Annotated in this window: 20 protein-coding genes; 14 read left to right on the top strand and 6 right to left on the bottom strand. The window is 45.9% G+C overall.

Features of this window, described 5'->3' with window-relative positions; all coding sequences use genetic code 11:
• Positions 1–42 precede the first annotated feature (42 nt).
• From pdxJ to lpdA, 4 genes are all read left to right on the top strand, one after another.
• The gene (gene pdxJ / locus KF839_RS02760; protein ID WP_292916294.1) at positions 43–768 is read left to right on the top strand and encodes a pyridoxine 5'-phosphate synthase; all 726 of its coding nucleotides are present in this window, start codon (positions 43–45) and stop codon (positions 766–768) included.
• On the top strand, positions 765–1,142 hold the full coding sequence (acpS, locus tag KF839_RS02765) for a holo-ACP synthase (RefSeq protein ID WP_292916295.1): 378 nt from the start codon (positions 765–767) through the stop codon (positions 1,140–1,142). Before pdxJ ends, acpS begins: the two co-directional genes overlap by 4 nt.
• 2 nt (positions 1,143–1,144) lie before the next feature.
• Complete coding sequence (nagZ, locus tag KF839_RS02770) at positions 1,145–2,197, top strand: beta-N-acetylhexosaminidase (protein WP_292916296.1); 1,053 nt, start codon at positions 1,145–1,147, stop codon at positions 2,195–2,197.
• Between the two features lie 100 nt (positions 2,198–2,297).
• Positions 2,298–3,758 (top strand): dihydrolipoyl dehydrogenase, encoded by a 1,461-nt coding sequence (gene lpdA / locus KF839_RS02775; protein ID WP_292916297.1) that lies wholly within the window; start codon positions 2,298–2,300, stop codon positions 3,756–3,758.
• 209 nt (positions 3,759–3,967) lie between these two features.
• Here lpdA and KF839_RS02780 read toward each other — a convergent pair whose 3' ends face one another.
• On the bottom strand, positions 3,968–4,414 hold the full coding sequence (locus tag KF839_RS02780) for a hypothetical protein (protein ID WP_292916298.1): 447 nt from the start codon (positions 4,412–4,414) through the stop codon (positions 3,968–3,970).
• 431 nt (positions 4,415–4,845) lie between these two features.
• On the opposite strand from KF839_RS02780, the gene KF839_RS02785 reads away from it, so the two are divergent.
• The 5 genes from KF839_RS02785 (at position 4,846) to KF839_RS02805 (ending at position 9,962) form a co-directional block, all read left to right on the top strand.
• A complete protein-coding gene (locus KF839_RS02785; protein ID WP_292916299.1) occupies positions 4,846–6,075 on the top strand; it encodes a Tle-like phospholipase domain-containing protein in 1,230 nt (409 codons plus the stop codon).
• 347 nt (positions 6,076–6,422) lie between these two features.
• The gene (gene amrB, locus KF839_RS02790) at positions 6,423–7,208 is read left to right on the top strand and encodes an AmmeMemoRadiSam system protein B (protein ID WP_292916300.1); all 786 of its coding nucleotides are present in this window, start codon (positions 6,423–6,425) and stop codon (positions 7,206–7,208) included.
• A gap of 10 nt (positions 7,209–7,218) precedes the next feature.
• Positions 7,219–7,809: an AmmeMemoRadiSam system protein A gene (gene amrA, locus KF839_RS02795; RefSeq protein ID WP_292916301.1), complete on the top strand. Its 591-nt coding sequence runs from the start codon at positions 7,219–7,221 to the stop codon at positions 7,807–7,809.
• A complete protein-coding gene (gene amrS / locus KF839_RS02800; protein ID WP_292916302.1) occupies positions 7,802–8,899 on the top strand; it encodes an AmmeMemoRadiSam system radical SAM enzyme in 1,098 nt (365 codons plus the stop codon). Before amrA ends, amrS begins: the two co-directional genes overlap by 8 nt.
• A gap of 379 nt (positions 8,900–9,278) precedes the next feature.
• Complete coding sequence (locus KF839_RS02805; protein WP_292916303.1) at positions 9,279–9,962, top strand: PEP-CTERM sorting domain-containing protein; 684 nt, start codon at positions 9,279–9,281, stop codon at positions 9,960–9,962.
• 74 nt (positions 9,963–10,036) lie between these two features.
• Here KF839_RS02805 and corA read toward each other — a convergent pair whose 3' ends face one another.
• Both corA and KF839_RS02815 read right to left on the bottom strand, forming a co-directional pair.
• The gene (corA, locus tag KF839_RS02810) at positions 10,037–11,149 is read right to left on the bottom strand and encodes a magnesium/cobalt transporter CorA (RefSeq protein ID WP_292916304.1); all 1,113 of its coding nucleotides are present in this window, start codon (positions 11,147–11,149) and stop codon (positions 10,037–10,039) included.
• A 160-nt stretch (positions 11,150–11,309) separates the two neighbouring features.
• On the bottom strand, positions 11,310–11,486 hold the full coding sequence (locus tag KF839_RS02815; protein WP_292916305.1) for a hypothetical protein: 177 nt from the start codon (positions 11,484–11,486) through the stop codon (positions 11,310–11,312).
• 144 nt (positions 11,487–11,630) lie between these two features.
• On the opposite strand from KF839_RS02815, the gene KF839_RS02820 reads away from it, so the two are divergent.
• The 5 genes from KF839_RS02820 to KF839_RS02840 all read left to right on the top strand — a co-directional run bounded on the left by KF839_RS02820 (position 11,631) and on the right by KF839_RS02840 (position 18,543).
• Positions 11,631–12,206 carry a DUF2780 domain-containing protein gene (locus KF839_RS02820; RefSeq protein WP_292916306.1) on the top strand — a complete coding sequence of 192 codons (576 nt, stop codon included), beginning with the start codon at positions 11,631–11,633 and terminating at the stop codon, positions 12,204–12,206.
• Positions 12,207–12,606: 400 nt separating this feature from the next.
• Positions 12,607–13,989 (top strand): TackOD1 domain-containing metal-binding protein, encoded by a 1,383-nt coding sequence (locus tag KF839_RS02825; protein WP_292916307.1) that lies wholly within the window; start codon positions 12,607–12,609, stop codon positions 13,987–13,989.
• Between the two features lie 3 nt (positions 13,990–13,992).
• Positions 13,993–15,318 carry a glycosyltransferase family 2 protein gene (locus KF839_RS02830; RefSeq protein ID WP_292916308.1) on the top strand — a complete coding sequence of 442 codons (1,326 nt, stop codon included), beginning with the start codon at positions 13,993–13,995 and terminating at the stop codon, positions 15,316–15,318.
• On the top strand, positions 15,315–17,489 hold the full coding sequence (locus KF839_RS02835) for a TolC family protein (protein WP_292916309.1): 2,175 nt from the start codon (positions 15,315–15,317) through the stop codon (positions 17,487–17,489). The genes KF839_RS02830 and KF839_RS02835 overlap by 4 nt, the downstream gene beginning before the upstream one ends.
• Positions 17,473–18,543, top strand: coding sequence for an HlyD family secretion protein (locus tag KF839_RS02840; RefSeq protein WP_292916310.1), 1,071 nt, complete (start codon positions 17,473–17,475; stop codon positions 18,541–18,543). Before KF839_RS02835 ends, KF839_RS02840 begins: the two co-directional genes overlap by 17 nt.
• Positions 18,544–18,592: 49 nt before the next feature.
• Here KF839_RS02840 and KF839_RS02845 read toward each other — a convergent pair whose 3' ends face one another.
• From KF839_RS02845 to KF839_RS02855, 3 genes are all read right to left on the bottom strand, one after another.
• Positions 18,593–19,588 (bottom strand): zinc-binding dehydrogenase, encoded by a 996-nt coding sequence (locus KF839_RS02845; RefSeq protein ID WP_292916311.1) that lies wholly within the window; start codon positions 19,586–19,588, stop codon positions 18,593–18,595.
• A 59-nt stretch (positions 19,589–19,647) separates the two neighbouring features.
• A complete protein-coding gene (locus KF839_RS02850) occupies positions 19,648–21,837 on the bottom strand; it encodes a primosomal protein N' (RefSeq protein ID WP_292916312.1) in 2,190 nt (729 codons plus the stop codon).
• Positions 21,838–21,926: 89 nt separating this feature from the next.
• Complete coding sequence (locus tag KF839_RS02855) at positions 21,927–23,342, bottom strand: adhesin (RefSeq protein ID WP_292916313.1); 1,416 nt, start codon at positions 23,340–23,342, stop codon at positions 21,927–21,929.
• Between the last annotated feature and the right edge of the window lie 110 nt (positions 23,343–23,452).

Here is a 23,452-nt window from a genome sequence, read left to right on the forward strand (position 1 = left end):
ATATAGAATTGTGATCACTGGCATTTCGAGAATCGCAAAATCATGATTGAACTGGGAGTCAATATTGATCATGTCGCAACGTTGCGGCAGGCGCGTGGAACGACATATCCGGATCCGATTGCAGCAGCGCTGATTGCCGAGTCTGCGGGTGCAGATGCTATTACGCTGCATTTACGCGAAGATCGGCGACACATTCAGGATCGTGATGTGGAGATATTACGAGGTCAACTGACAACCCGGATGAATTTAGAGAGCGCTGTAACCGATGAAATGATTGCTATTGCATTAAGAATAAAGCCTCACGATATCTGCCTGGTGCCGGAAAGGCGGGAAGAGCTAACGACGGAAGGTGGACTTGATGTGATCCGGCATTTTGATCAAGTCAGGCGAGCATGTCGGCAATTAGGGGAAGCAGGAATCAGAGTCTCGTTATTCATCAATGCGGATCAGCGGCAAATCGAAGCGGCTGCCCGGGCAGGCGCGCCAGTGATTGAAATTCACACTGGCAGTTACGCCGATGCACCCACTGCTGAGATGCAGCGACTGCAATTTTCCGCGGTGCAGAAGGCAGTTGCAATAGGTATCGATCTAGGTTTGAAAGTCAATGCCGGGCATGGATTGCACTATGAGAACGTGCAAGCGATTGCTGCTATTTCCGGGATTTCCGAGCTGAATATTGGTCATGCAATTGTTGCCAGGGCAATTTTTGTTGGTTTCAAGAGTGCCGTCCAGGAAATGAAGCAGCGAATGATTGAGGCAAGGCAATGATCTACGGGATCGGGACAGATATTGTCGAGTCTGCCCGGATTGCTCAGTCACTGGAACGTTTTGGAGATCGCTTTGCCCGGCGCATATTAACTGATAGTGAGTGGCGGGAATATCATATCAGTAGTAAGCCGATATCGTTTCTGGCCAGCCGGTTCGCCGCCAAGGAAGCATTGTCCAAGGCAATGGGTACTGGATTACGCCATCCGGTTAGTCTGACTTATATCACGATCAGTCATGATGATTTGGGAAAACCTTTTTTTCAATTCCATCCGGAACTCTATCAATTGATTAGCGCTAAGGGCATTATCCAGCATCATCTGTCGATCAGTGATGAGATGAATATGGTTTGTGCATTCGTAGTATTGGAGAAGTAGTTGTGACACTCGGACCAGTAATGCTTGATATTGCCGGTACGGAATTGGCCGAGGATGATATTAAAAGATTGACTCATCCGCTCACGGGCGGCGTAATACTTTTTACACGTAATTACGTCAACCATCGGCAGTTGACCGAATTAACCCGGCAGATTCATGCGTTACGCAGCCCTCATCTATTGATTGCAGTTGATCATGAAGGCGGGCGTGTTCAGCGTTTCCAGCAGGATTTTACACAATTGCCAGCCATGCGCGAGTTAGGAAGATTATGGGATAAACAACCTGCCAGAGCCCGTCATCTCGCCAAACAAGTTGGTTATGTATTGGCCGCCGAGCTAAATGCGTGTGGTGTCGACTTCAGTTTTACCCCGGTACTGGATATCGATCATGGTCATAGCAGCGTGATTGGGGATCGCGCTTTTCACAGTAATCCTCATGTCGTATCGGATCTTGCGCTTCAGTTGATGCAGGGACTTAGACAAGGGGGTATGTTGGCGGTCGGTAAACATTTTCCGGGGCATGGTTATATCCGTACCGACACGCATCTCGAAAAAGCGATCGATCACCGTTGTTATAGCGACATTGAAACAAACGATTTGATTCCGTTTCAACATATGATTGATTCCGGGATTGCCGGTATCATGCCGGCTCACGTGATTTATGCGGACATCGATTCCAATCCGGCCGGATTTTCTAAAATATGGTTACAAAAAATTTTGCGGACGGCATTGCAATTTGATGGGTGTATTTTTAGCGACGATCTCAACATGCGTGGCGCCGGAATGCATCTTGATTCGATGCTGGCGAGAGCGCAAGCTGCTTTGACTGCAGGATGCGACATGATATTGGTGTGTAATAATCCTTTGGGAGCAGACGAGGTATTGGGAGGATTGCGTTGGGAGATGTCGGCGGCGAGTTTGGCTCGATTGGCTCGTTTGCATTCAAAGAATCAAGCCGGTTCCCTGACGAAACTGCGCGAGCGGGGAGATTATGTGCAAGCAGTGCGGGAAATCAGCGTCGTCGGGTGCGAAAGTGGCGAATTACCCTTGCAGTAAGATTCGTCACAGGAAACGATTAAAAGAGTCGAATATTAATAACGATAAGGCTTTTTATTTTAGAATTACTCTTTTATAAGATATTTAGGCAGGATTAATTATGTCAGAGACATTTGATGTGGCGGTTATTGGTGCGGGACCCGGCGGTTATGTTGCGGCTATCCGCGCTGCGCAACTTGGTTTGAATACCGTATGTATTGATGAATGGAAAAACCCGAAGGGCAAAGCGAGTCTCGGTGGTACTTGCCTGAATGTTGGCTGCATTCCTTCAAAAGCACTATTAGAGTCATCGGAAAAATTTTTTCAAATTCAGCATAAGGTTTCCGCACATGGGATTACCGTGCAACAAGTTGCAGTGGATATTCCTGCGATGGTTGCGCGCAAAGACAAGATTGTTGCAACATTTACTACAGGTATCGCTTCGCTATTTAAAAAAAATAAAGTGAAATCGATGCATGGGCGAGGAACGTTATTAAAACGTGAAGAATCGGCTAATTTATGGGCGATTAAGGTTGAAGATAATGGTACGGTGGAAACGATACAGGCGAAGTACGTGATTGTGGCGACCGGTTCGGCACCCAGACCGCTACCTTTTGCGCCTATCGACAATGCCATGATTCTGGATAATGCGGGTGCTCTTGCCTTGACGGAAATACCAAAGCGATTGGGTGTTATCGGAGCGGGTGTGATCGGCCTGGAAATGGGCAGCGTATGGCGCCGCCTTGGTTCGGAAGTGACAATTTTGGAAGCAATGCCGGGTTTCTTGATGGCTGCTGACGAGCAAATTGCCAAGGAAGCCAAAAGCATGTTTGCTAAAGAGCCGGGGTTGCAGATTAATACCGGTATCAACATTAATTCGGTCAAGCTTTCCGAGGATTCAGTGGTGGTCAGCTATAGTGACGCCAATAATAAAGAACAACACTTGGAAGTGGATAAATTAATTGTCGCGATTGGTCGGATTCCGAATACCGCCGGGCTAGGCGCTCAAGAGGTTGGATTGGCTTTGGATGAGCGGGGTTTTGTTGTAGTCGATGCTTATTGTCGTACTAATTTGACGAATGTTTATGCGGTGGGCGATGTGGTGCGTGGACCGATGCTGGCGCACAAGGCATCGGAAGAAGGCGTGGCGGTCGCTGAAATGATTATGCAGGTTGAGCAAGGTCATGCAGATCCGCATGAAGCTGTCGATTTTAATACCATTCCCTGGGTGATATATACCGCACCGGAAATAGCTTGGGTTGGAAAGAATGAACAAGAGCTACGCGCAGCGGGTGTTTCTTATAAAACGGGGCAATTCCCTTTTATGGCCAATGGCCGTGCCCGGGCAATGGGTGAGGCGGGTGGATTTATAAAAGTATTGGCGGATGAAAAGACCGATCGGATTTTAGGTGTCCATATGATCGGTCCACATGTTTCGGAGCTTATTTCGGAAGCAGTCGTGGCAATGAGGTTCTCAGCCAGCAGTCAGGATATTGCTTGTATCGTACACGCGCATCCGTCGTTATCCGAAGTCTTTCATGAAGCTGTTCTTAGTGTGGACAAGCGTGCTTTACATATTTAGTGTACTGCCGCACAGCTTCAACACTTATTTGTCAAAGCTTAACAATGTGACGATGCTGGAAAGCTGGTGGAATGCTTTGTTTATAAACTACTCGAACGAATTGCCGTATTTGTGCGGAACTCGCAGCCTTGTTTTATCGGATTGATATAGTCGGGTTGCGGTGTTCCGGACGACTTACGCTTGCACACATCAAGTTAATCGGTTTTAGCTTAGAAACACTTGGCTTTATCCGGATCAACACTGCAAGACCAGCGCAGATGATGCATGCCCGCAGATTTATTGACCAAGTAATCGGCTCTTAAGTGTTTGTTTTGCTCAGTCGTCAATGCAGCTTTTTCAGGAATATACTTTTCTTGACTCCAAAATCGGATCCGGCAAAATTCATCATCAGCACGGCAGAGCCTGTTGATAGCTGCGCTGTAAACGGTTTTGTCGGTGTAGACGGCATGATCAATGAGTACCATGTGCACAAATTTTCCAGAGTTACCCATTTCAAGGGAACGGATAAGTTGCCATCCGATTCCACTCTCCAGTTGCGGGGACGCGGTATCGGCCGAAGGCTCATCGTGCTCATGATCTTCTCCTTCATGGGCTGAAGCGTTGTATGGTATAGCAAAGGCTAAAATTAAAAATATGCTGGTTACAAGTTTGCGCATAAATTCTCCTTGATAATTTTCAATTAAAATTAGTTAATTCAGTATCTTGTATTTTATGCCCAGATTATCCTACTATCCGGATGGTGCTGACAGCCGGGCAGTATACTCGAAAATCAGCGTTTGGACATTATTGTCCGGTGTTAGAAAAAACTTTGGAAACAATTGAATGAATATGTCGAGTCGAGAACGTGAAACCAGATAGCCGTATTGAGGACATTGGTAGAGGATTCATTCGTGGCAAGGAATCCGAAAATCGGTTTGATTGGAAACGATCATTCATTTCCGAAGATATATTTATGGCAGGTAAAATATTGTTTTATAAGTAATTAGTTTCATATTGATTTGATGTACTTTTAAATGGAATGTTTTTTTACTTTTTGATCATGATTTTATTCCTGCATGGTGTAACTTTAAGCTTATCGGGCGCATTTATGAGAAATTGGTTTTTACATTTATCAAGATTAAATATTTTTGTTTTTTTTCTAATTGTCGTAACGACTGCTCGGGCAATGCCGGAGGATTGTGCCGATGTGGCGGCGCCAGCGATTTTTTTTGAATCCGATGGACTAGTCTGTTTGCAAAATATCCGTGTGACGGATTCATCGGGCGAATTGTTCTATAAAGCGGCGTTACAGTGGCTGGGTGCCGAAAATCCTAATCAATTCAAGCTGCTCAGCGTTGCTTTTGATGAGAGTTCCAATACGGACAATCCCGTTTTCTCAATGATAAACGGTGTACTCAGGTTGCCTAAGATTGACATTCCCAGGCTTTATGGAACCGAGCGTTTTGACGTCAGCCTGAATTGGATAAAGGATGTGGATGATGATTTGGTTTCAGTGTTTGAGCTGAGCAATGTGGCGCTGTACACCAATCCCGGCTATGTGCCCAATGTCACTTGGAAACCTTACGGAATGCTGCTTTCCGATGAGCGCCGGGCTGTGGATTTATTGATTAGGTCGATTCCGTTCGCGCAGCTTGCCGATGCAATCTATGATTTTGATAATGTGAAGGTAGGTTCTTGGGATTTGATTGAATCCAACGGAAAAAGCTCCGGAATGGATGCCGGTGTTTATAGAAACCGTGAAACCAATGAGTTGGCGCTGGTATTCCGCGGTACCGAAACGTGTGATTTTCCTTGTTCTTTTAAAGAGATCGAAGACACGACTCGCGATGCCTTGGCGGATGCCGCGATCGGAATTGGCAGGGTCAGCGATCAATTTAAAGACGCCTTTAATTTTGCGCAAAGCATGATTCGCAAATATCCGGACGCGAAAATTACAGTAGCCGGTCATTCATTGGGCGGTGGATTAGCGCAAGCGGTCGGTGCTACATTGGGTCTGGAAACATTTGCATTAAATTCTTCGCCGGTTCCAGATCATTTCTTTGATACTTACAGAATTACTCTTCCTTATGAAGCGCTTGAAGATTTGATTTATGTGATTGCCGATGTGCATGATCCGGTATCGAATACCAATGAAACCGGCGCTATCTATTTGAATTCCCATCATGTGACGCCACTGATTCAATTCAACTTCGATTTGAAGGAAATGCTGTCCAATCGCAAAGTGGATCTGGAAGATTTGCGTATCGACCGGCATAGTATTACCCGGCTGGCCAATAATGCCACGCAATTGATGAATTTATACCGCGATGGTTGGTAATCGCCCGCAAACTTTTAGCAGGAATCGTACTGCCTAAGATTGTTCAGGATATTATTTTCTTTACATAGGGAGGTCTTTGTTTAAATTTAACCTATAGTATTTTTAACAGTTGATCATGGGGTAAACGAATTAAAAGAACGTTTCTTCTTGCTTCTTGCTTCTTGCTTCTTGCTTCTTGATTTCTGAGTATCACGCCCATATTAAGCAAATTAATATCAGTAAGGGCCTCCACAATTCAAAGTTCGTAACAAAACGAGGCATGTATCAGTACAAAAGAGACTCCGGGTTGTATGTGAATCGTTTGTACCTGGAAGTTTATTTCGGAATTTGAGTTTTGTGGAGGTTCTATGGCAATGGTTCGATCACCTGCTGTCGCAGGTTTGTTTTATCCCGCAGAAATTCAGCAGTTGCAGCACGATGTGCGGCAACTGCTGGCACACGCAAAGTTTCCAGATATTAAACCCAAGGCATTAATCGTTCCACATGCGGGATATATTTATTCCGGCGCTATCGCAGCAACGGCTTATGCCTGTCTGAACCCAATCGCGACCCGGATTCGGCGAGTTGTATTATTGGGACCGGCTCATCGGGTTGCGGTACAGGGTTTGGCATTGCCAAACGTGGATGTATTTGCAACACCGCTAGGTTCTGTACGACTGGATACAGACTTAATTAAAGAGATTGCGCACTTGCCGCAAGTAATGGTCAGTGACGAAGCGCATACATTGGAACATTCGCTGGAAGTGCAACTGCCATTTTTACAGAGTGTGTTGGGTGAGTTTGCATTGCTGCCGCTGGCAGTTGGCATGACTTCGGCGGAAGCGGTGGCGGAAGTCCTGGATCATGTGTGGGGCGGAGAGGAAACTTTAATCGTTATCAGTTCCGATTTGTCGCATTATTTGCCCTACACCACAGCACAGCGGATGGATACGGGAACGGTGCAATCGATTTTGCAATTAAAACTACCGATTGAACAAGCGCAGGCATGCGGCAATATTCCAATCAATGGCTTGATGTTGGCGGCACAGAAACATCATTTAAAGCCCCGGTTACTGGATTTAAGAAATTCCGGGGACACCGCTGGTTCGCGCGATCATGTGGTGGGTTATGCCGCGATTGCATTTTCTTGCTGAGGGGGTGGCGATGACACTTGATAAAAACGAGCAAGGAAAGGTATTGCTTAAAATCGCCCGTACGGCGATCGCTCGTGCACTGCGTTTGCCAGCCGAATCCGCAGCAGTCGATACGCATATTGCTTGGTTATCAAAACCGGGCGCAACGTTTGTTACATTAACGCATCAAGGGGAATTGCGCGGCTGCATCGGCTCTTTACAAGCGCTGTATCCACTCATTGATGATGTGACTAACAATGCCGTGTCGGCGGCATTGCGTGACCCTCGATTCATGCCTTTAACGGTCGATGAACTCGGAGCTGTCGAAATCGAAGTATCGTTACTTTCCGAATTGGAGCCGCTGAATTTTACAACGGAAGCGGATGCGCTGCGGCAATTGCGTCCGGCTGTCGACGGTGTGGTGCTCGAATGCGGCCCTTATCGCAGCACATTTCTACCGCAAGTATGGGAAAGCCTGCCGCAACCGCGGCAGTTTCTTGCGCAATTGAAATTAAAAGCCAGACTGGCGGAAGATTTCTGGGCGGATAACGTTCAGCTATCCCGTTATACCGTAACCAAATGGTGTGAGGCTGATTTTCCGGAGGAGTTTATCCATGGATGAATTGATTGGTGCCGCACAACGCCATCCGGCAAAATACTGGCACAAACTCGACGATGGCCGAATCCAATGTGATTTGTGTCCGCGTGATTGCAAATTACACGACGGGCAGCGCGGCGCTTGTTTCGTGCGTGGGCGGGTGGGGGATGCGATGGTATTGACAACCTATGGGCGCTCATCCGGTTTTTGCATTGATCCGATTGAAAAGAAGCCGCTTAACCAATTTTATCCCGGCAGCAGCATCCTATCGTTTGGCACCGCTGGTTGTAACCTGGCTTGCAGATTCTGCCAAAACTGGGATATTTCCAAATCACGTAGTTTCGATAAGCTGATGGATCAGGCGAATCCGGAAGCGATTGCTTGCAGTGCTCAAAAATATGGCTGTAAGAGCGTGGCATTTACTTATAACGACCCGGTGATATTTGCCGAATATGCGATGGATGTGGCGGATGCTTGTCATGCGCGCGGCCTTAAAACGGTCGCGGTAACGGCGGGTTATATTCATGCGCAACCGCGGCGCGAGTTTTTTTCTAAAATGGATGCGGCGAATGTCGACCTGAAGGCATTTACCGAAGAATTCTATATTAAACAAACCGGTTCACACTTGCAGCCTGTGCTCGACACCTTGCGTTATTTGAAGCATGAAACCGATGTATGGTTGGAACTGACAACCCTCTTAATTCCTGGATTGAACGACTCGAGTCAGGAAATCAGTGCGATGAGTGATTGGATCATCAAAGAATTAGGGCCTGATGTACCTTTGCATTTTAGTGCTTTTCATCCGGATTATAAATTGACCGATATACCGCCGACACCGATTGAAACGCTGATCCGGGCACGCCAGATCGCATTGGATGCCGGATTGCGTTACGTGTATATCGGAAACGCGCATCATACGGAAGGCGATACCACTTATTGCCCTTCATGCGGTAGTGAATTAATCGTGCGCGATTGGTATGAAATCAAGCAGTATCGATTGACCGCGGATGGTCATTGCAATCATTGCAACGCCGTAATCGCCGGTCGATACGAGCGGTTTACCGGCCAGTTTGGCAGACAGCGTATTCCAGTACGCATCGGAGCATCGGCATGACTTCGGATTTATTGTTCATTTTCATTTGGATATCGATTTTGTTTTATAAATAACATTAAGAAATTATTAAAAAAAACAAAAGGATAGATCGATAGTGAGTTATAATCGAGGAGCACGGAAGCGGATTGTTTTGTTGAGTGCATAATACTAAGAGTTATTTATTCAAATTGGGACAAATATACTAATAAATTCAGGTGCGATGAACTATTGTGCTTGATTGATTAAGTAGTATATTTACCCTGTAATAATAACAATAAAGCATCTTTACCTTCGTCTTTTATTTTTTAGGCTTTTTATAAGTTTTCATAAATTAAGAAAACTCGATGGAGATCAGATTTTTTCTGATTGCATTCAAATTCTCAGCACAAAGGAGTTAAAAATGAGAAAAATAACAGTTGCTACAGCCTTGTTAGTGAGTGTTGGTGCTGCGCCTGCATTTGCTAGCATCGGTGATACAGTAACCTTTAAGTTTGATTTACCTGCTACAGCATCATTTGGTTCAGGATATCCTACAGTTGCAGAACTGAAATTAACGGAAACAGCCAGTGGTGTTGTTACTTTTGAGTTGACACCAAACTGGTCATCACCCGGTTTTGCGGACCCTTCTGATTCGACTGTAAATCACTTGGAATTTGTTTACCAGGGACCTGCTTCACCAACATTCGCGCAACCATTGGTTCACGGCGCGGATATTGATTCATTTGCATACCATACCAATCCAAATATGGACAGCGGCTATAAATCCGACGCCCAGTATATTTCGATTGATTGGTTTAAGCCTAATCAAGCTCAGCGGTTTGACGGGGATTATGCAAACAGCATTTGGACGATATCCGGCGCAGGCGTCGATATTACAGACTTTACCGGTACCTTAGCACATCATACAGCTGGGAAACCAGATCCGATTTCCGGCATCATTTCTGTAGATCCATACGCTCTAACAGATCTGCATCCTACTCCATCAAATTGGGTTACATCGCCAGTTCCGGAACCGGAAACTTACGCCATGTTACTGGTTGGTTTAGGATTATTAGGTTTCACATTGCGTAACAAAAAAGCATAATAAAAACTTTTTCTTGCTTTTTTAGTAAGAAAACATTCAAAGAGGGATTTTGTTCGATACAGAATCCCTCTTTTTTACATCCATTTTTTCTTTCGAAAATAGATCAGTAAGCCGATACTGATCGTAATAAACACGCCCCAGATGGCAGGATAAGCCCAGCGCCATTTTAATTCCGGCATATATTCAAAATTCATACCGTAAATGCCCGCGATAAATGTCAACGGGATGAATATGGTCGCAAAAATGGTTAGAAACTTCATGGTTTCATTCATTTTGTTGCTGATACTCGACAAGTAGAGATCGTGCATGGCAGAAATTCTTTCCCGGTACGATTCGAGTGCATCGCTTACGCGCAGGATATGATCGTAGACATCTCCGTAGTAGCGTAATGTTTTTTGCTGCAGTAATGGTGAATCGATGCGCTGAATGGTGGCGAGTAATTCACGAAGCGGCGATATATTGCGTTTCATTGAAATCAAACCACGGCGGATTTGCTGAACGGTTTGCAGCATTTCTTTGTCGGAATTGAACAAGATATTGTCTTCCAGAGGATCCATGACATCATCGAGTTTGTCTTCTACGACAAAATATTCATCAACGATGGTATCGAGAATGACATAGGCCAGATAATCGCTGCCGAATTGACGCAAACGCGCATTGTTGTTTTGCAAATGAGCAAGAATCGGATTGAATGTGTCATCGGCTTTTTCTTTGAACGTAACCACGCAATTGTTCAATAGAAGAATACTGATTTGTTCGTACTGTAAACAAAAATTTTTTTCGTAATCAGAACTGATACCCTTAATCACCATATAAAGAAAGTTATCGTATTCTTCCAGTTTGGGCCGCTGGTGAGTGCTTAAAATATCTTCCAGAACTAACGGGTGGATATTCAACTCCTGGCCGATGTTTTCAATGATTTTTGTGTTGCTGAGTCCATCCACATGAATCCAGGTTATCAGCTCGGCACTTTTGAGTTGCTGCAGTTCGGCAATGGAATTGATTTCGCGGCGTATTAAAGTACTGGCATTGTATTGAGTGACTGTGATCCGGCAACGCGATTCGAGTTTTTCACCGATATGCACCAGTGTTCCGGCCGGAAATCCGGATTTGTCCGCAGGACTGGTATATTCAGCTTCATCGGTGATGGATTGGCTTTGGCGAGGAGTGGGTGCGGGCGAATTCATAAAAGTTTCCTGGCGAATAGAAACTGTTTATTTTAAGAGTTTTGTGGGCGCTTGAGGGAGATAAGCGGGTGGAGAATTGCATGTTGTACGATAGCAACGGATCGGCAAAAGCAGAGCGGCAGTTTGCCGGGATAGTTATTGGCGCTACTCTTAGCAGTGATTAAACCGATTCGCTAAGATCACCCATGGGTATCGAGGATTGCTTGCTATTCAGTGAGTGCCAATCCTGCCATACCTTACGAGCTTCTTCCACGTTATTGAAGGTCCAAAGAACAGTACCATCGGTGGTCATCAAAGTTGCCATTTTGTTAGGCCATTCTTTAATTAAACATTGCATTATTTTTCTCCTTTATTGATTGTTGTGTGAAGTATACCTGTGCAATATGAAGCTTTTATGACAGAAATATCATGAATTATGCGCAATGCTGTATGATTGAATACGACTGCCGGGCAATATTAATTTTTACTGAAGGAGAAAATGATGAATAAGACCCAATGCTTAAAATTTAATCTGATAGGAACGGTGGTATTAATTGCCGGTTGCGCCAGCACGGCACCACAGGAGAATCCGCTGAATGCGGTTGGTCAGGGCTTGTCAACGATTGAGAGCGCCGCGCAAAGTGGCAAGCAGATAATCGATACCGGTACGGCTGCAGCCAGTACGGTGTCAACTAATCAGATAGGATTGGTTGATATTCTGGTGCGCCAGCTTGGGGTATCGCAACAGCAAGCACTGGGTGGTGCCGGAGCTATTTTTCAAGTGGCTCAGGGAAGCATGAATCCGCAGGCTTTTGCGACATTGTCACAATCAATTCCCGGGATGAATACCATGTTGGGTGCCGCACCGGCGTCACCTGCTGCTGGCGGCTTGTCATCCCTGATGGGAGGTGGCGGCAATACGCTGGGTAATATGGCTGCGTTGGCCGCTTCTTTTCAACAATTAAACCTGTCTCCGAATTTGGTCGGTCAATTTATTCCGATCATTACCAATTATGTCAGTCAAACCAGCGGGCAAATGACTGCTAACTTACTGCAAACAGCATTGACCGCACGCTAACGAATAGCCGGCGGGTGAAACGATGGAGCGTAATCCACGGAAATCCGCTCCATCGTCCACGCTAATCCGTGCTTTGTTATCAATCGTAGTAGGTTACGCTCCGGATTGCGGCACATAATCCGCTTGCTACGCAAGAGTTATTGCATCCAATGCATCAGTTATTAAAGTCAAAATAACACGAGATCTTCGGGTTTTTGTTTTTGTATTGCGTGTTCGATACTGGATGACTATTTTGTCAGATAACTTTATATAATCTTGTAGTATAATTCTCATATCAATTTAATTTAGAGAATTAATTAATATCCATAACTGACTAAATAGATATAATTTGTTATTACGAAATCAAAAGAATTGATACAGTCCGTCACCAATTATCGGGAAGAAGTTTAGTCATAACTGTATGCTTATATTTTTTTCACAAGAAACCAGTCATCTCTTAGAACAATATAAGATTTCTTTCAACGTTCAGCAACTGAGCGATTTTTCCGAGTGGGAAAAAGACAGGATTGTTCCATCGGCTTTTGTTATCGAAGGAAGCAACCAGCAATACGTAGCGTCCATACTTGGAAAAATTCGTAGAGACAGTGAAGTTTTTGCTTCGCTTTGTTTCTCGACAGCATTGCTGACTTCCCCGGACAGCAGCTTATTGGATGGCCTGCTGCCATCGGCCTTGGAATTACAGAAACAAATTGATGCTACACAAGATTTATTAAGGTCTTTAAAGGGAAAAGACGCTTATTTGACGCACCAGGGACGATTAATCAACTACTTGTGGTTGCGTCCGAATTATGTTCTACAGCCTTACCATGAGTGGAAGAATTCGCGTTTTTACCGATATCCACTGCTGGAAGCCATGAGTCTGGACCAATCGGATTCATTTGAATGGTTGAGGAACCTTGCCAACTCCAAAATTCTGGAAACGATATCACTGATGGACCGGCAACGGGAATGCATGTATTGCCGGTCTTCGCATTTAAGTTTCATCGATACTTGTCCCAATTGTTCCGCCATTGATATTAAATTACAGCCGTCTTTGCACTGTTTTACGTGCGGTTGCGTCGATGCGCAAGACAAATTCATGCATAGCGGCATACTGGTTTGCCCTAAGTGTCATACGCATTTGCGACACATTGGCAGCGACTATGATCGCCCATTGGAGAATTATTCCTGTCAGGCATGCCACCATTCATTTATCGAAGGCGACGTACAGGTGCGTTGCGCAATTTGTGAAAAAGAGATGGATCCGAATGAGCTCATCTTGAATGAAATACATTCATGGCGTCTGAGCGATAAAGGTAGAACAATCGCATTTCGCGGAGAGGTATTCGATCTATCCTCCGGATTCAATCAACTCGATTTTATTTCCAGGGAATTGTTTATCCATGACTTGGACTGGCTGATGGTAATGGCTCGCCGTTATCCGAACATCAATTTCAGCTTGTTCGGAATTTATTTCGCAAACTTGCCGGATTTGGTGGAGCTCTTCAATCACAGCCGTTTACTGCAAATGCTCGAATCTTTTGCGCAACGATTGAGAAACTTATTGCGAACCCCCGATCTCTCCACACGCACATCGGAAAATATGCTCTGGCTATTGTTGCCAAATACCGACGAGCAAGGGTTGTTCGGTTTTCAAAAACGTATCGAAAAGAGTATGGATAAGCTGTTAGAAGAGAGTGATTATAAATTGGATTGCCGCTTTGTCAGCGTTAATTCTCAGAAATTATCAAATAAGGAGAATGCTGAGCTGCTACTGGCCCGTCTTTTTGGTGAATTGCTATAACCGATGGAATCGCTACTCCAAGCTTGGTATGTTTTTCGCGTCACATTTTCACAATACCCGGATGTGCAATATGTGCTCATGCTCATTCCATTTGTGTTGTTTTTTGAGTTACCGCTTTATTTTGTCAATTGGATGGGTGTTTTCCGCTTTGTCATTAAAGACGCCGTGGAAGCGCCGCTTACTCTTCCCTACTATCCGCGAGTGACTTGCGCGATTACTTGTTATGCGGAAGGGAAAGCGGTGCAGAATACCGTGATTTCATTAATGGAACAGATATACCCCGGGCATATTGAAATTATTGCAATGGTCGATGGTGTTCAAAAAAATATCGCAACATACCGGGCGCTGAAAGAATTGTATTCGGTCATTCCAAGATACTCCAAACGATCGTTGATTATTATCCCGAAAATTCAACGCGGAGGCAGGGTGTCTTCATTGAATGCCGGGCTCAGTCGAGCGCAAGGTGAGATTTTCTTAGCATTGGATGGTGATACGTCGTTTGATAATCAAATGATTCATTCTGCAGTCTTACACTTCCAGAATCCCAATGTGGTGGCGGTGACGGGGCCGATGCGTGTGCGCAATGCCAGAAAATCGCTAATCACCAGAATGCAGGATCTCGAGTATATGCTCACCATGCAGATCGGCAAGCTGGGCTTTGCCAAATTGAATGTGATTAATAATGTCCCGGGTGCTTTCGGAATTTTCAGGCGAGCTTTCTTGCAGAAAATCGGAGGTTGGAATACCGGAACAGCCGAGGATCTCGATTTGACGCTGCGCATTAAAAAATATCATGCCCGTTACCCGCAATTGCAAATTGGTTTTGAGCCGCTTGCAGTCTCGCACACGGATGTGCCGGAAACGTTTAAAGATTTCTTTAAGCAACGATTACGATGGGACGGCGATCTTTGGTATATTTATTCGAACAAGCACAGATCCGGTATTTCCGTAGCCAATATGGGTTGGGCGAATTTTATCTTTTTGCTGTGGTACGGAATTTTATTTCAGATCATCATGCCTTTTGCCATTGTGATTTATACGATCTATATGGCAGTCGTGTTGCCGCTGCATATATTTATCTTAAGCATGACTCTGGTTTATGTATTTTATGTCTGCTTGGTGTTGATTCAGTTCCTCGCGTATCTGATGATCATTTCCGATAGGAAGTGGCGGGATTGCGCCGCTTTTTTAATTCTTCCGCTTTATCCCTTTTTTCAGTTTATCGCTCGCGTGTGGAGCGCATTCGCCATTGCCAATCAAATTTTCAATAAAGGGCATTTGGATTCCGCGATGGCGCCTCTGTGGGTTCTAAAAAAAGGCAAACAGTGAAAATATTACTTTTCTTGCTGCTACTGTTACTCGCTTTATCGAAAAGCGCCGCAGCCGAAGTCAGGCTGCTTGCAGAATTTTATTTACACTTGGATCAGGCCGCATCGGTATTAAAAGCGCAAGCGGATTTAGAAGCGGAACGTTCCAACTTGCTCGCTCAAGAATCGCTTAAAGGCTGGGAAGTATTCGGCAGCGTATCGGGTGGTTATCAAAGAAGTCCTTTTGCTAGAGAGCCGTTCGGACATTTTTTCGATCCCATGGCGCGAATCGGAGTGCGCTATCCATTACTTGGCAGCGCTGAAAGAAGACAGCGCGCCGTTGAAGATGCTGCGACGCAAGTGCGGATCGAAGGCATTCGGTTGGATTGGAGTAAACGTTTGGCGGCGTTATTTATCGAAGAAAACTATGCAGCCTATTGGAGCGCACAGAAAATGCTGGCGTTAACCGATGCTTATGCCCGCTTGCGGAACGATGGCGTTGATCGATTACTGCTTAAAAGGCAGGAAGCGGGTTTACTTTTTAAATCAGATTATTTTGAATTTCTTTCAGCTTTTGATCGGGCCGAACGTACCCATATCGAATTCAGCAACAATAAGAGTCAGGCTTTGATGCGATTAGCGCATTTGACGAATTCCGCGATCTTACCTTTTGAAGCGGTTAAACCGCCATTGGCGGAAATCCCGAATATAATCGAGCACGATATCGTGCAGCCGGACCTCAGGATACTGCAAGCCCGGATTGATAATCTCCAAAATATTAGAGAAATTGAGAATTGGCAAGGGATTGACTCGGATATTTCGATGACCGCTTTTGGTGGTCCGGCAATTCCGCATCCAAGCCCTCCAGGCGATGGGATGCAATGGGGATACGGCGGGGCGGTCGGGTTAAATTTCAGGATGCCGCTTGAAATCGTCAGTTATCGGAAAAATGAGCAATCGCGCTTGAACAGTCAATTGATAAGTTTCCGAGCGGACTACACACGCCGTGATCAGGAGTTGCAACACGAATTTCGCGCTTTATTGAATAGCTATCAGCAATTGGTGCAACAAATAAAGTTTCAACGGACAAGGCTGGAAGCAGCGTATGAACTGGTCCGCGAGAGTGGACTCCGGTTGCGGGTTATGGATGGCGATGTGATTGAGAAATATTTCAAAGCGATTAATGCTTATTATCGTGTCGCCATCGAGAATGTCGAAGCGGAATCGGAACACTGGAAATTGCATATTCGTTTGCGTCAATTTCTAATGGTTGCGGATACCCCGGAAAAGGACTATTACCCGGTAGTCGAAACAACAATGTTACTCGAGCCATTGCGTTTGGCCGGCGAATTTTTAGGAAACAAGGAAGAGAAACCGATTGCGGCAGCACCGTTAATGGCGGCCGCACCCATTCGTACCGAAGTCGTTTCCAGTCAGTTTGCAGTGTATGTATGGAATTTCGGGCAATTGATCAATTACACCGATTTCTGGAGCAGAAAACAATCCAATGCGATTAATCGCTTGCTGGTTTCACTGAATGCACGGGAAATTTCCGCCGCATCCGCGAATCCTGCACGATTGACAAGCTTTATCAGAGACGCACGCCAACGTAAGAAAAAAGTGGAGCTGTTATTAGGCGATCCGGATTGGATTTTGCCGCAGTTTCGCGCCAACTTGCTCCGTCATGTTAGCGCCCTTAAACACATCGATTTTGATGGTTTGCATTTGGATATTGAACCCGATCAGCTTGAATCGGAACTGACGGGTGAAAAGCGCCTTACGGAAATGATTGAAACCATCCGGCAAGTGAAGGCGATATCGCCGTGGCCGGTGGGGGTCAGTATTCATCCTCGTTACTTGCACCAGGAATCATCGTTTGGTTTATGTATTCCCTGCAAGCTGGAAGAGATTGGCGTCAAAGAAATTGCTGTTATGTATTATTCCATGAATATTCAGGCTATTGTGACTACATTACAGTCGGCGATGCAGCAATATCCGGCGATTGTATTCAGTCTTGCGCAAAGTCTGGAGCGCGAATTAGGGCCGGAAAACAGCTATGCCCATAAACCGCGAAGAATTTTCAGTGAAGCGATGCAGCAATTGCAGGATCAACTTCAACGGTCTAATTTTGGTGGTCTCATCATTCAATCATGGCAAGATTGGGAAAATTATCTCTATGAAAATTCGCTTTAATCAACCCGAAAATAAAATCCCGAACGATGATCGGGGGTTAAAGATTCAATACAGCGATGCCAAACGGCCGGGCAGGCCGTGGCGCTGGTATTTGATTTTAGCTATTGCCAGTTTGCCATTGGTGTATTTGATCGGAAAGATTGTCTGGGAGAATTTGGGTATTGAAGCGCATGGCCGGATCAAGGTCACAAATTTTATCGTACGTGCGCCTGTGGAAGGTTATGTTCAGCAGATATTTTTTAAACCATTGGAAATGATCCCGGAAGGCGTGCCGCTGGCGCAAATGGTCAACGTTGCGCTACAAGATAGTCACGATCGGATTGGTATTGAAATTGATCTGCTAACCAGAGAAAAACAGAAATTGCTGACTCAGGCCGTACAATCGCGTGCCAGTTCCCTGCGATTATTAAAATATGCTCAGGAACAAAGAGATTTCGCATTAAATCGCGTGCGCCAATATGAAACTTTATTTGATCAGGGAGCCGCTACACAAGCCGAAATTGCGACGGTTCGCAGTCAATACCGATCTACGCTTGAGAATTTGGCGATGCTGGAGAAAACCGAGCGAATGGAATATGAGAGAGTGCGCAATATGGAACAAGGCATAACGCCGGAAATGCGTCAACTTTCTAATCAAATCAGTCAATTAACACTTGAGTTTGAGAAAATTCAGGATCAGCTGAAGCAATTGTATCTATTTACTTTTGCAACCGGAATGATTACCGAGTTATATGCACAGCCGGGTGAATATCTGTCACGCGGGCAAGCGTTATTGGAAATGATTTTTCCGGATCAAGTAATGATTGATGCATTTATTCCGCCGAAGTATCAGAATTATGCGGAAGAGGGGCAAATGGTCCGGGTGAAATTTCCTAACGGGGATACTGCAAAAGCCAGAATTGTTGCGGTGCCGGGCGTGATGCAGAAAACTTCCGCCGCTGAAATTAATCCGCTGGAAGTGGTTCGGTCCGCAATTCTGGCTCAGATGGAGTTTGTGGATGCCGTCGAGACACGATTGATTAACGGCATGCCGGTTACCCTTTATTTTGATTGATCCGCAGTCATTTTTTCGCTTTGAACTAAGTTCGCGGATTACGATGGAATTAAGCAACCATCACTAACTTTCCAATCGGATGTTGTTGTTCCAGATACTGTTGCGCTGCGGCCGCTTCCGTCAGTGGAAAGCTGCGCGCGATTGCCACATCCAATTTTCCTTTCTCGAATAACGCTGCGCATTGCCGCAATATTCCGGCTTGATGATGTTTTGCTTGTTCCAGTTCGAGTAAAACCGGTGACAGCATCAGTTCGTGACTAAATCGCACATTGCGTTTACGCGCCTCGCTCCAGTCGATGTCCGCAGAAGCTTGCAGTATGGTTACGACATCACCGTAAGGTTTGACACAGCGGAAACAGCTTTGCAACACGGCCGGTCCAACCGTGTCAAGTGCGATATCCACGCCTTTCCCGCCGGTCCAGCGAAGCACTTCAGAGACGATATCCTGGGTGCAATAATTGAGAATCAAATCGGTGCCCAGCGCTTTAACAAATTGCGCTTTTTCTTCGCTGCTGATGGTGGTAATGACCTTGGCACCAGCGTGTTTAGCTAATTGAATGGCGGCATGGCCAACGCCACCGGCGCCGGCATGGATTAGTACTACTTGATCCCGGGCGATGTGCGCCCGATCATGCAAGGCTTCCCAAGCGGTAATAAAGACCAATGGCGCGGCGGCAGCTTGCTCGAACGGTAACGACCGCGGTTTTAATGCCAGCAAGCTGGCATCAACCAGCGCGTATTCAGCGTAGGTGCCCTGGCGGTGATTAAAGCCGGGTTGCGAGAAATAAACTTCATCGTCAGGTTTAAAATTGCTGACCTTGGCACCAATCTTTTCCACGATGCCTGCGCCATCGCAACCGGGTATGACCGGAAAAGTTACGGGAAAACGCTCCGGTGTCGCACGGATTTTACAATCAACCGGGTTAATGCCGATCGCCTTGATGCGAACCAGTACTTGGTTATCACTGCAATCGGCTGGCGGCGCAATATCGTCGTATTGCAACACATCCGTTGTTCCCCCTTTATGAAAAAATATGGCTTTCATGATTGACTCCGGTTGTATTCAATTTTGTACAAATAAGAATATCGTATTGTCAAAGCGCATCAAAATTCCAGCGGATCAACATCCAGCATCCATCGCACTTTATGATTCGTAAGGACTTGAATTTGCATCCACCATTTCGTCAAGAAATCTTGCAATTGCTTGCGAGATGTTGATTGTATCAATAACTGCGCGCGTTCCAAACCTTTGAGACGGTGCATTTGCGCCGGTACCGGATCGAATAATTCGACGGTTTTGGGCGGTTTCGCGAGCTTGCGTGCTTGATTGAGAAAATCCAGGACTTGATTTAGGTGATGGGCTTCCCCTCGCAGCAGAGCCTGGAAAACATAAGGCGGGAATTCTGCGGTCTTTCGTTCCGTCAGCAAGATATGCGCTAAGCCATCATAATCGTGATGTTGCAGTGCTTGATAAAGCGGGTGGCTGGGAAATTCAGTTTGAATCAATACAGTCCCTGCAATTTGGGCGCGCCCGGCACGTCCCGCTACTTGCATCAATTGTGCGAACAAGCGTTCGCTCGCCCGGAAATCGGTGCTATACAGCGAGCTATCGGCGTTCAATATTCCGACCAGCGAGAGATTAGGAAAATCATGCCCTTTCGAGAGCAATTGGGTGCCGACCAGGATATCGACTTGTTGCTTATGGATGGCTTGCAGCATGTCTCGCCAAGCGTATTTGCGGCGCGTGCTATCGCGATCGATGCGCAAAATCCGTGCAGCTGGAAAAGAGGCCGCCAAAGCTTCTTCCACTCGCTGCGTGCCTTGTCCGAATGGCGCTAAATCTTGGTTGCCGCATTGAGGACAAGCACGAGGGAATGATTCTTGATGACCACAGTGATGGCAACTCAGTTGTTTGTCACGAAGATGAACGACCAATCGGCTGGAACAACGTTGACAAACCGCCGACCAGCCGCAGGATTTGCATAACAACACCGGCGCATATCCGCGCCGATTGATAAAAATCAGGCACTGGTTTTTATCGATTAAACATTGATGGATGGCTTGAATCAGCGGTTCGGTTAAGCCATCCTGAATCTTGCTGGTGCGGGTGTCGATTAAATGAATTTGCGGCAATACAGCGTTTCTGATAGCGCGAGATTGGAGACGCAAAGTATGATAGCGACCACTGAGCGCATTGTGATAACTTTCCAAAGAGGGTGTTGCGGATCCCAATATAACTGCAATCGAATGTTGCCGGGCACGGAAAATGGCCATGTCGCGGGCGGAATAACGCAGTCCATCCTGCTGCTTGAACGAGCTGTCTTGCTCTTCATCGACAATAATAAGCCCAAGATTGGGAAGCGGTGTAAATACGGCCAGCCGGGTTCCAAGGATAATTTTTGCAACGCCGCTTTGTGCCTGTAACCAACCCGAGAGCCGTTCGGTATCATTTAATCCGCTATGTAAGCTGACCATCGGCGTTGCCGCAAAACGTGATCGGAAGATTGTCTCCAGTTGCGGCGTCAGACTGATTTCCGGAATCAGTACCAAGGTTTGCTTGCCTTGCTTCAATACCGATTCGATAGTGCGCAGATAGACTTCGGTCTTGCCGCTGCCGGTTACGCCATGCAGAAGCCAACAGTTGAATTTCTTAAGATGGGAGGTAATTGCCTGGACAGCCGCTTCCTGGTCGGTTGTTAATACGGGAGGAGAGGTAACGGCGGTTGCCGTTGTTTTTGCGGAAGCCGGTTTTACGGTGATCCATCCTTGCTGAATCCATTGCGGCAACCATTGATTGGCGCGCGGGGAGATTTGCTTTATTTGCGTTTCCGTGAGTAGCGGGGTTTGTAAGAAAGCGCTGAGCAAGCGCCGAGCGACACGGTTTCGCGCCGGAATGACTGCTACATCGATTTGTTTTCCGATGGGAGTGAGCTCGAAGCTTTGATCGCTTGCCGGTTTTTTTATTTGAATGGTTTTATTGTGACGCATTTTCGCAGGCAGGCTATTCAGGATCACCATACCGAGCGGATGATGATAATACTGGCTGCAAAATTGAAATAATTCCAGCAAGCTGGCTGGCAGCGGTTTTGTTTCTCTGAAGATGCAGTAAGCCGTTTTGAGTTTCTCGGCATCGATCGATGTGGAAGCACTGATCGCAACGATGACACCGATCATTTTTTTCTTGCCGAAAGGCACGCTTACGCGCAGGCCAATATCATTAGGACTGGCATCCTCGGCCAGATAATCAAATAGTGTGTCGACCGGAACATTAATTGCGACACGGATGATGGGCATCAGCGGTTGAAGCAACAAATTAGAATGTAATTACTCACCGGAATCCGCTTAAATGCCGGTGAGTAATAGGTTAAGAGCCTGACGGCGCGTTATTTGGAAACACGGTATAGTGTGACCGATGTTTCACCGGGTTTATCAAGCTTCGCGGTGTTGCCATCCGAGCTGATTGAAAAACCGATATTGCCATCAACATCGGAAAAACCGGCACAACCGTTGGTATTGTAGGTGAAACTCGATAGTTTCAAATTGTTGCCGCCTTTGTTAAAGGTATAGGATGAAAACTCAACACCGGGTTTGCCGCATTTTGCTTGATCCTCCCGTTGCGTCTCGCCGGTTGGATCGATCATCAGGAATTTACCGTTCGGAAAGAACACCAGGGTTGGAGTGTTGATTGCCTCGCTATCGTAAGCCCAGGCGCCTACAATACCGTTTGCCTCATTATCGATTTTTGAATAGCGGGTTTCTTTGATCTCTTTTTCGGCAACTTCATTTTCATCGCTCAATTGAATCGGTTTGGCGATATGGAACAGTTCGCCGAATACACTGCTTTGTTCACGTGCTCTTTGCACCGTAACGATATCGGAATGAATCAACTCGAAACCATCGGTACGCAAGCGCCGGGTCGGCCCCGGATTTGACAAACCTGCTTTGATATTCGTGTCGACAGAAGGTGTTCCGACCAATTTAAATCCACGGGTATCGAAATCGACTGCTTTAGCAACACCGTATTCGACACCGGCCTGGAAGACTGTCCTGCCACCGCAAACCCGGTTTTCGTCACAAGAATCATCCGGTCTGGCCTCACCATTCAGGTATTCTCCAGAATTATCTGAAGCAACTCTCAGCACACTGGCAGTTTGATTGCTGTAGCTCACCCAGATTTGAGCGCTGAGTAGTGCAACGCCTTGTGACATAAAATGATTACGGGCTTCTTCTACAGTCCTGACATCGCCGCTAATACCTCCTGCTTCCATGATATCTTTTAATTTTGCGGATTCGGCGAATGTTTCCGGATTGGTATCCAGATTGATAGAGTTTTTCACAGCGGCGGCAGTATCCGGTGAAATGGAAATACCGTTCGAAAGATCGCTATCGGAATCCAGTGATTGCAGTAGGATTAATAAGTTATGTAATTTATCGCTACTATCCCCGGCGAGCTCGATTGGTGTTACGATTTGAGAACCTGGAATATTTCCGAGTGTCAAACCGCCCAATTTGAATTCGATTTTGTCACCATGGTTGAAATTAAAAATTCCTTTTTCGTCAGTGGTTCCGGATTTGCCAGAAGAAGCATTAAAACTAACCCCCGCTACTGGAGAATCAACCAGAATACCGGTTGCGGGTCCGGTAGGCATTACTCTTTTTGTGGCCGCTGCGGCATTAGAAGACGATGATGTGTCTACTGCTTTTTCTTCACCGCTGTCACAAGCTGCTAGACCGGCAATGAATACTGTGGATAATAAGGCTACCCATGATTTCTTTCTTAATCGGTTTATAGATTTCATTAAGCTACTCTCTTCTGTTGATTATTCAATTTATTGAAATTGATAAATTTGTATAGTGTATCAATGAATATTAATATTCTACTAACAAGGTTGCTATTATAGCCAAGCAA

Source organism: Nitrosomonas sp. (assembly GCF_019635155.1).
Classification (GTDB): domain Bacteria; phylum Pseudomonadota; class Gammaproteobacteria; order Burkholderiales; family Nitrosomonadaceae; genus Nitrosomonas.

Excerpts from the sequence above, each read along its gene's own strand:
- KF839_RS02830 (WP_292916308.1), top strand. The coding sequence starts at position 13,993 with ATGGAATCGCTACTCCAAGCTTGGTATGTTTTTCGCGTCACATTTTCA.
- KF839_RS02825 (WP_292916307.1), top strand. The coding sequence starts at position 12,607 with ATGCTTATATTTTTTTCACAAGAAACCAGTCATCTCTTAGAACAATAT.
- KF839_RS02785 (WP_292916299.1), top strand. The coding sequence starts at position 4,846 with ATGAGAAATTGGTTTTTACATTTATCAAGATTAAATATTTTTGTTTTT.
- KF839_RS02820 (WP_292916306.1), top strand. The coding sequence starts at position 11,631 with ATGAATAAGACCCAATGCTTAAAATTTAATCTGATAGGAACGGTGGTA.
- corA (WP_292916304.1), bottom strand. The coding sequence starts at position 11,149 with ATGAATTCGCCCGCACCCACTCCTCGCCAAAGCCAATCCATCACCGAT.
- KF839_RS02805 (WP_292916303.1), top strand. The coding sequence starts at position 9,279 with ATGAGAAAAATAACAGTTGCTACAGCCTTGTTAGTGAGTGTTGGTGCT.
- amrA (WP_292916301.1), top strand. The coding sequence starts at position 7,219 with ATGACACTTGATAAAAACGAGCAAGGAAAGGTATTGCTTAAAATCGCC.
- acpS (WP_292916295.1), top strand. The coding sequence starts at position 765 with ATGATCTACGGGATCGGGACAGATATTGTCGAGTCTGCCCGGATTGCT.
- KF839_RS02815 (WP_292916305.1), bottom strand. The coding sequence starts at position 11,486 with ATGCAATGTTTAATTAAAGAATGGCCTAACAAAATGGCAACTTTGATG.
- KF839_RS02840 (WP_292916310.1), top strand. The coding sequence starts at position 17,473 with ATGAAAATTCGCTTTAATCAACCCGAAAATAAAATCCCGAACGATGAT.
- pdxJ (WP_292916294.1), top strand. The coding sequence starts at position 43 with ATGATTGAACTGGGAGTCAATATTGATCATGTCGCAACGTTGCGGCAG.
- KF839_RS02850 (WP_292916312.1), bottom strand. The coding sequence starts at position 21,837 with ATGCCCATCATCCGTGTCGCAATTAATGTTCCGGTCGACACACTATTT.
- KF839_RS02780 (WP_292916298.1), bottom strand. The coding sequence starts at position 4,414 with ATGCGCAAACTTGTAACCAGCATATTTTTAATTTTAGCCTTTGCTATA.
- amrS (WP_292916302.1), top strand. The coding sequence starts at position 7,802 with ATGGATGAATTGATTGGTGCCGCACAACGCCATCCGGCAAAATACTGG.
- lpdA (WP_292916297.1), top strand. The coding sequence starts at position 2,298 with ATGTCAGAGACATTTGATGTGGCGGTTATTGGTGCGGGACCCGGCGGT.
- amrB (WP_292916300.1), top strand. The coding sequence starts at position 6,423 with ATGGCAATGGTTCGATCACCTGCTGTCGCAGGTTTGTTTTATCCCGCA.
- KF839_RS02855 (WP_292916313.1), bottom strand. The coding sequence starts at position 23,342 with ATGAAATCTATAAACCGATTAAGAAAGAAATCATGGGTAGCCTTATTA.
- KF839_RS02845 (WP_292916311.1), bottom strand. The coding sequence starts at position 19,588 with ATGAAAGCCATATTTTTTCATAAAGGGGGAACAACGGATGTGTTGCAA.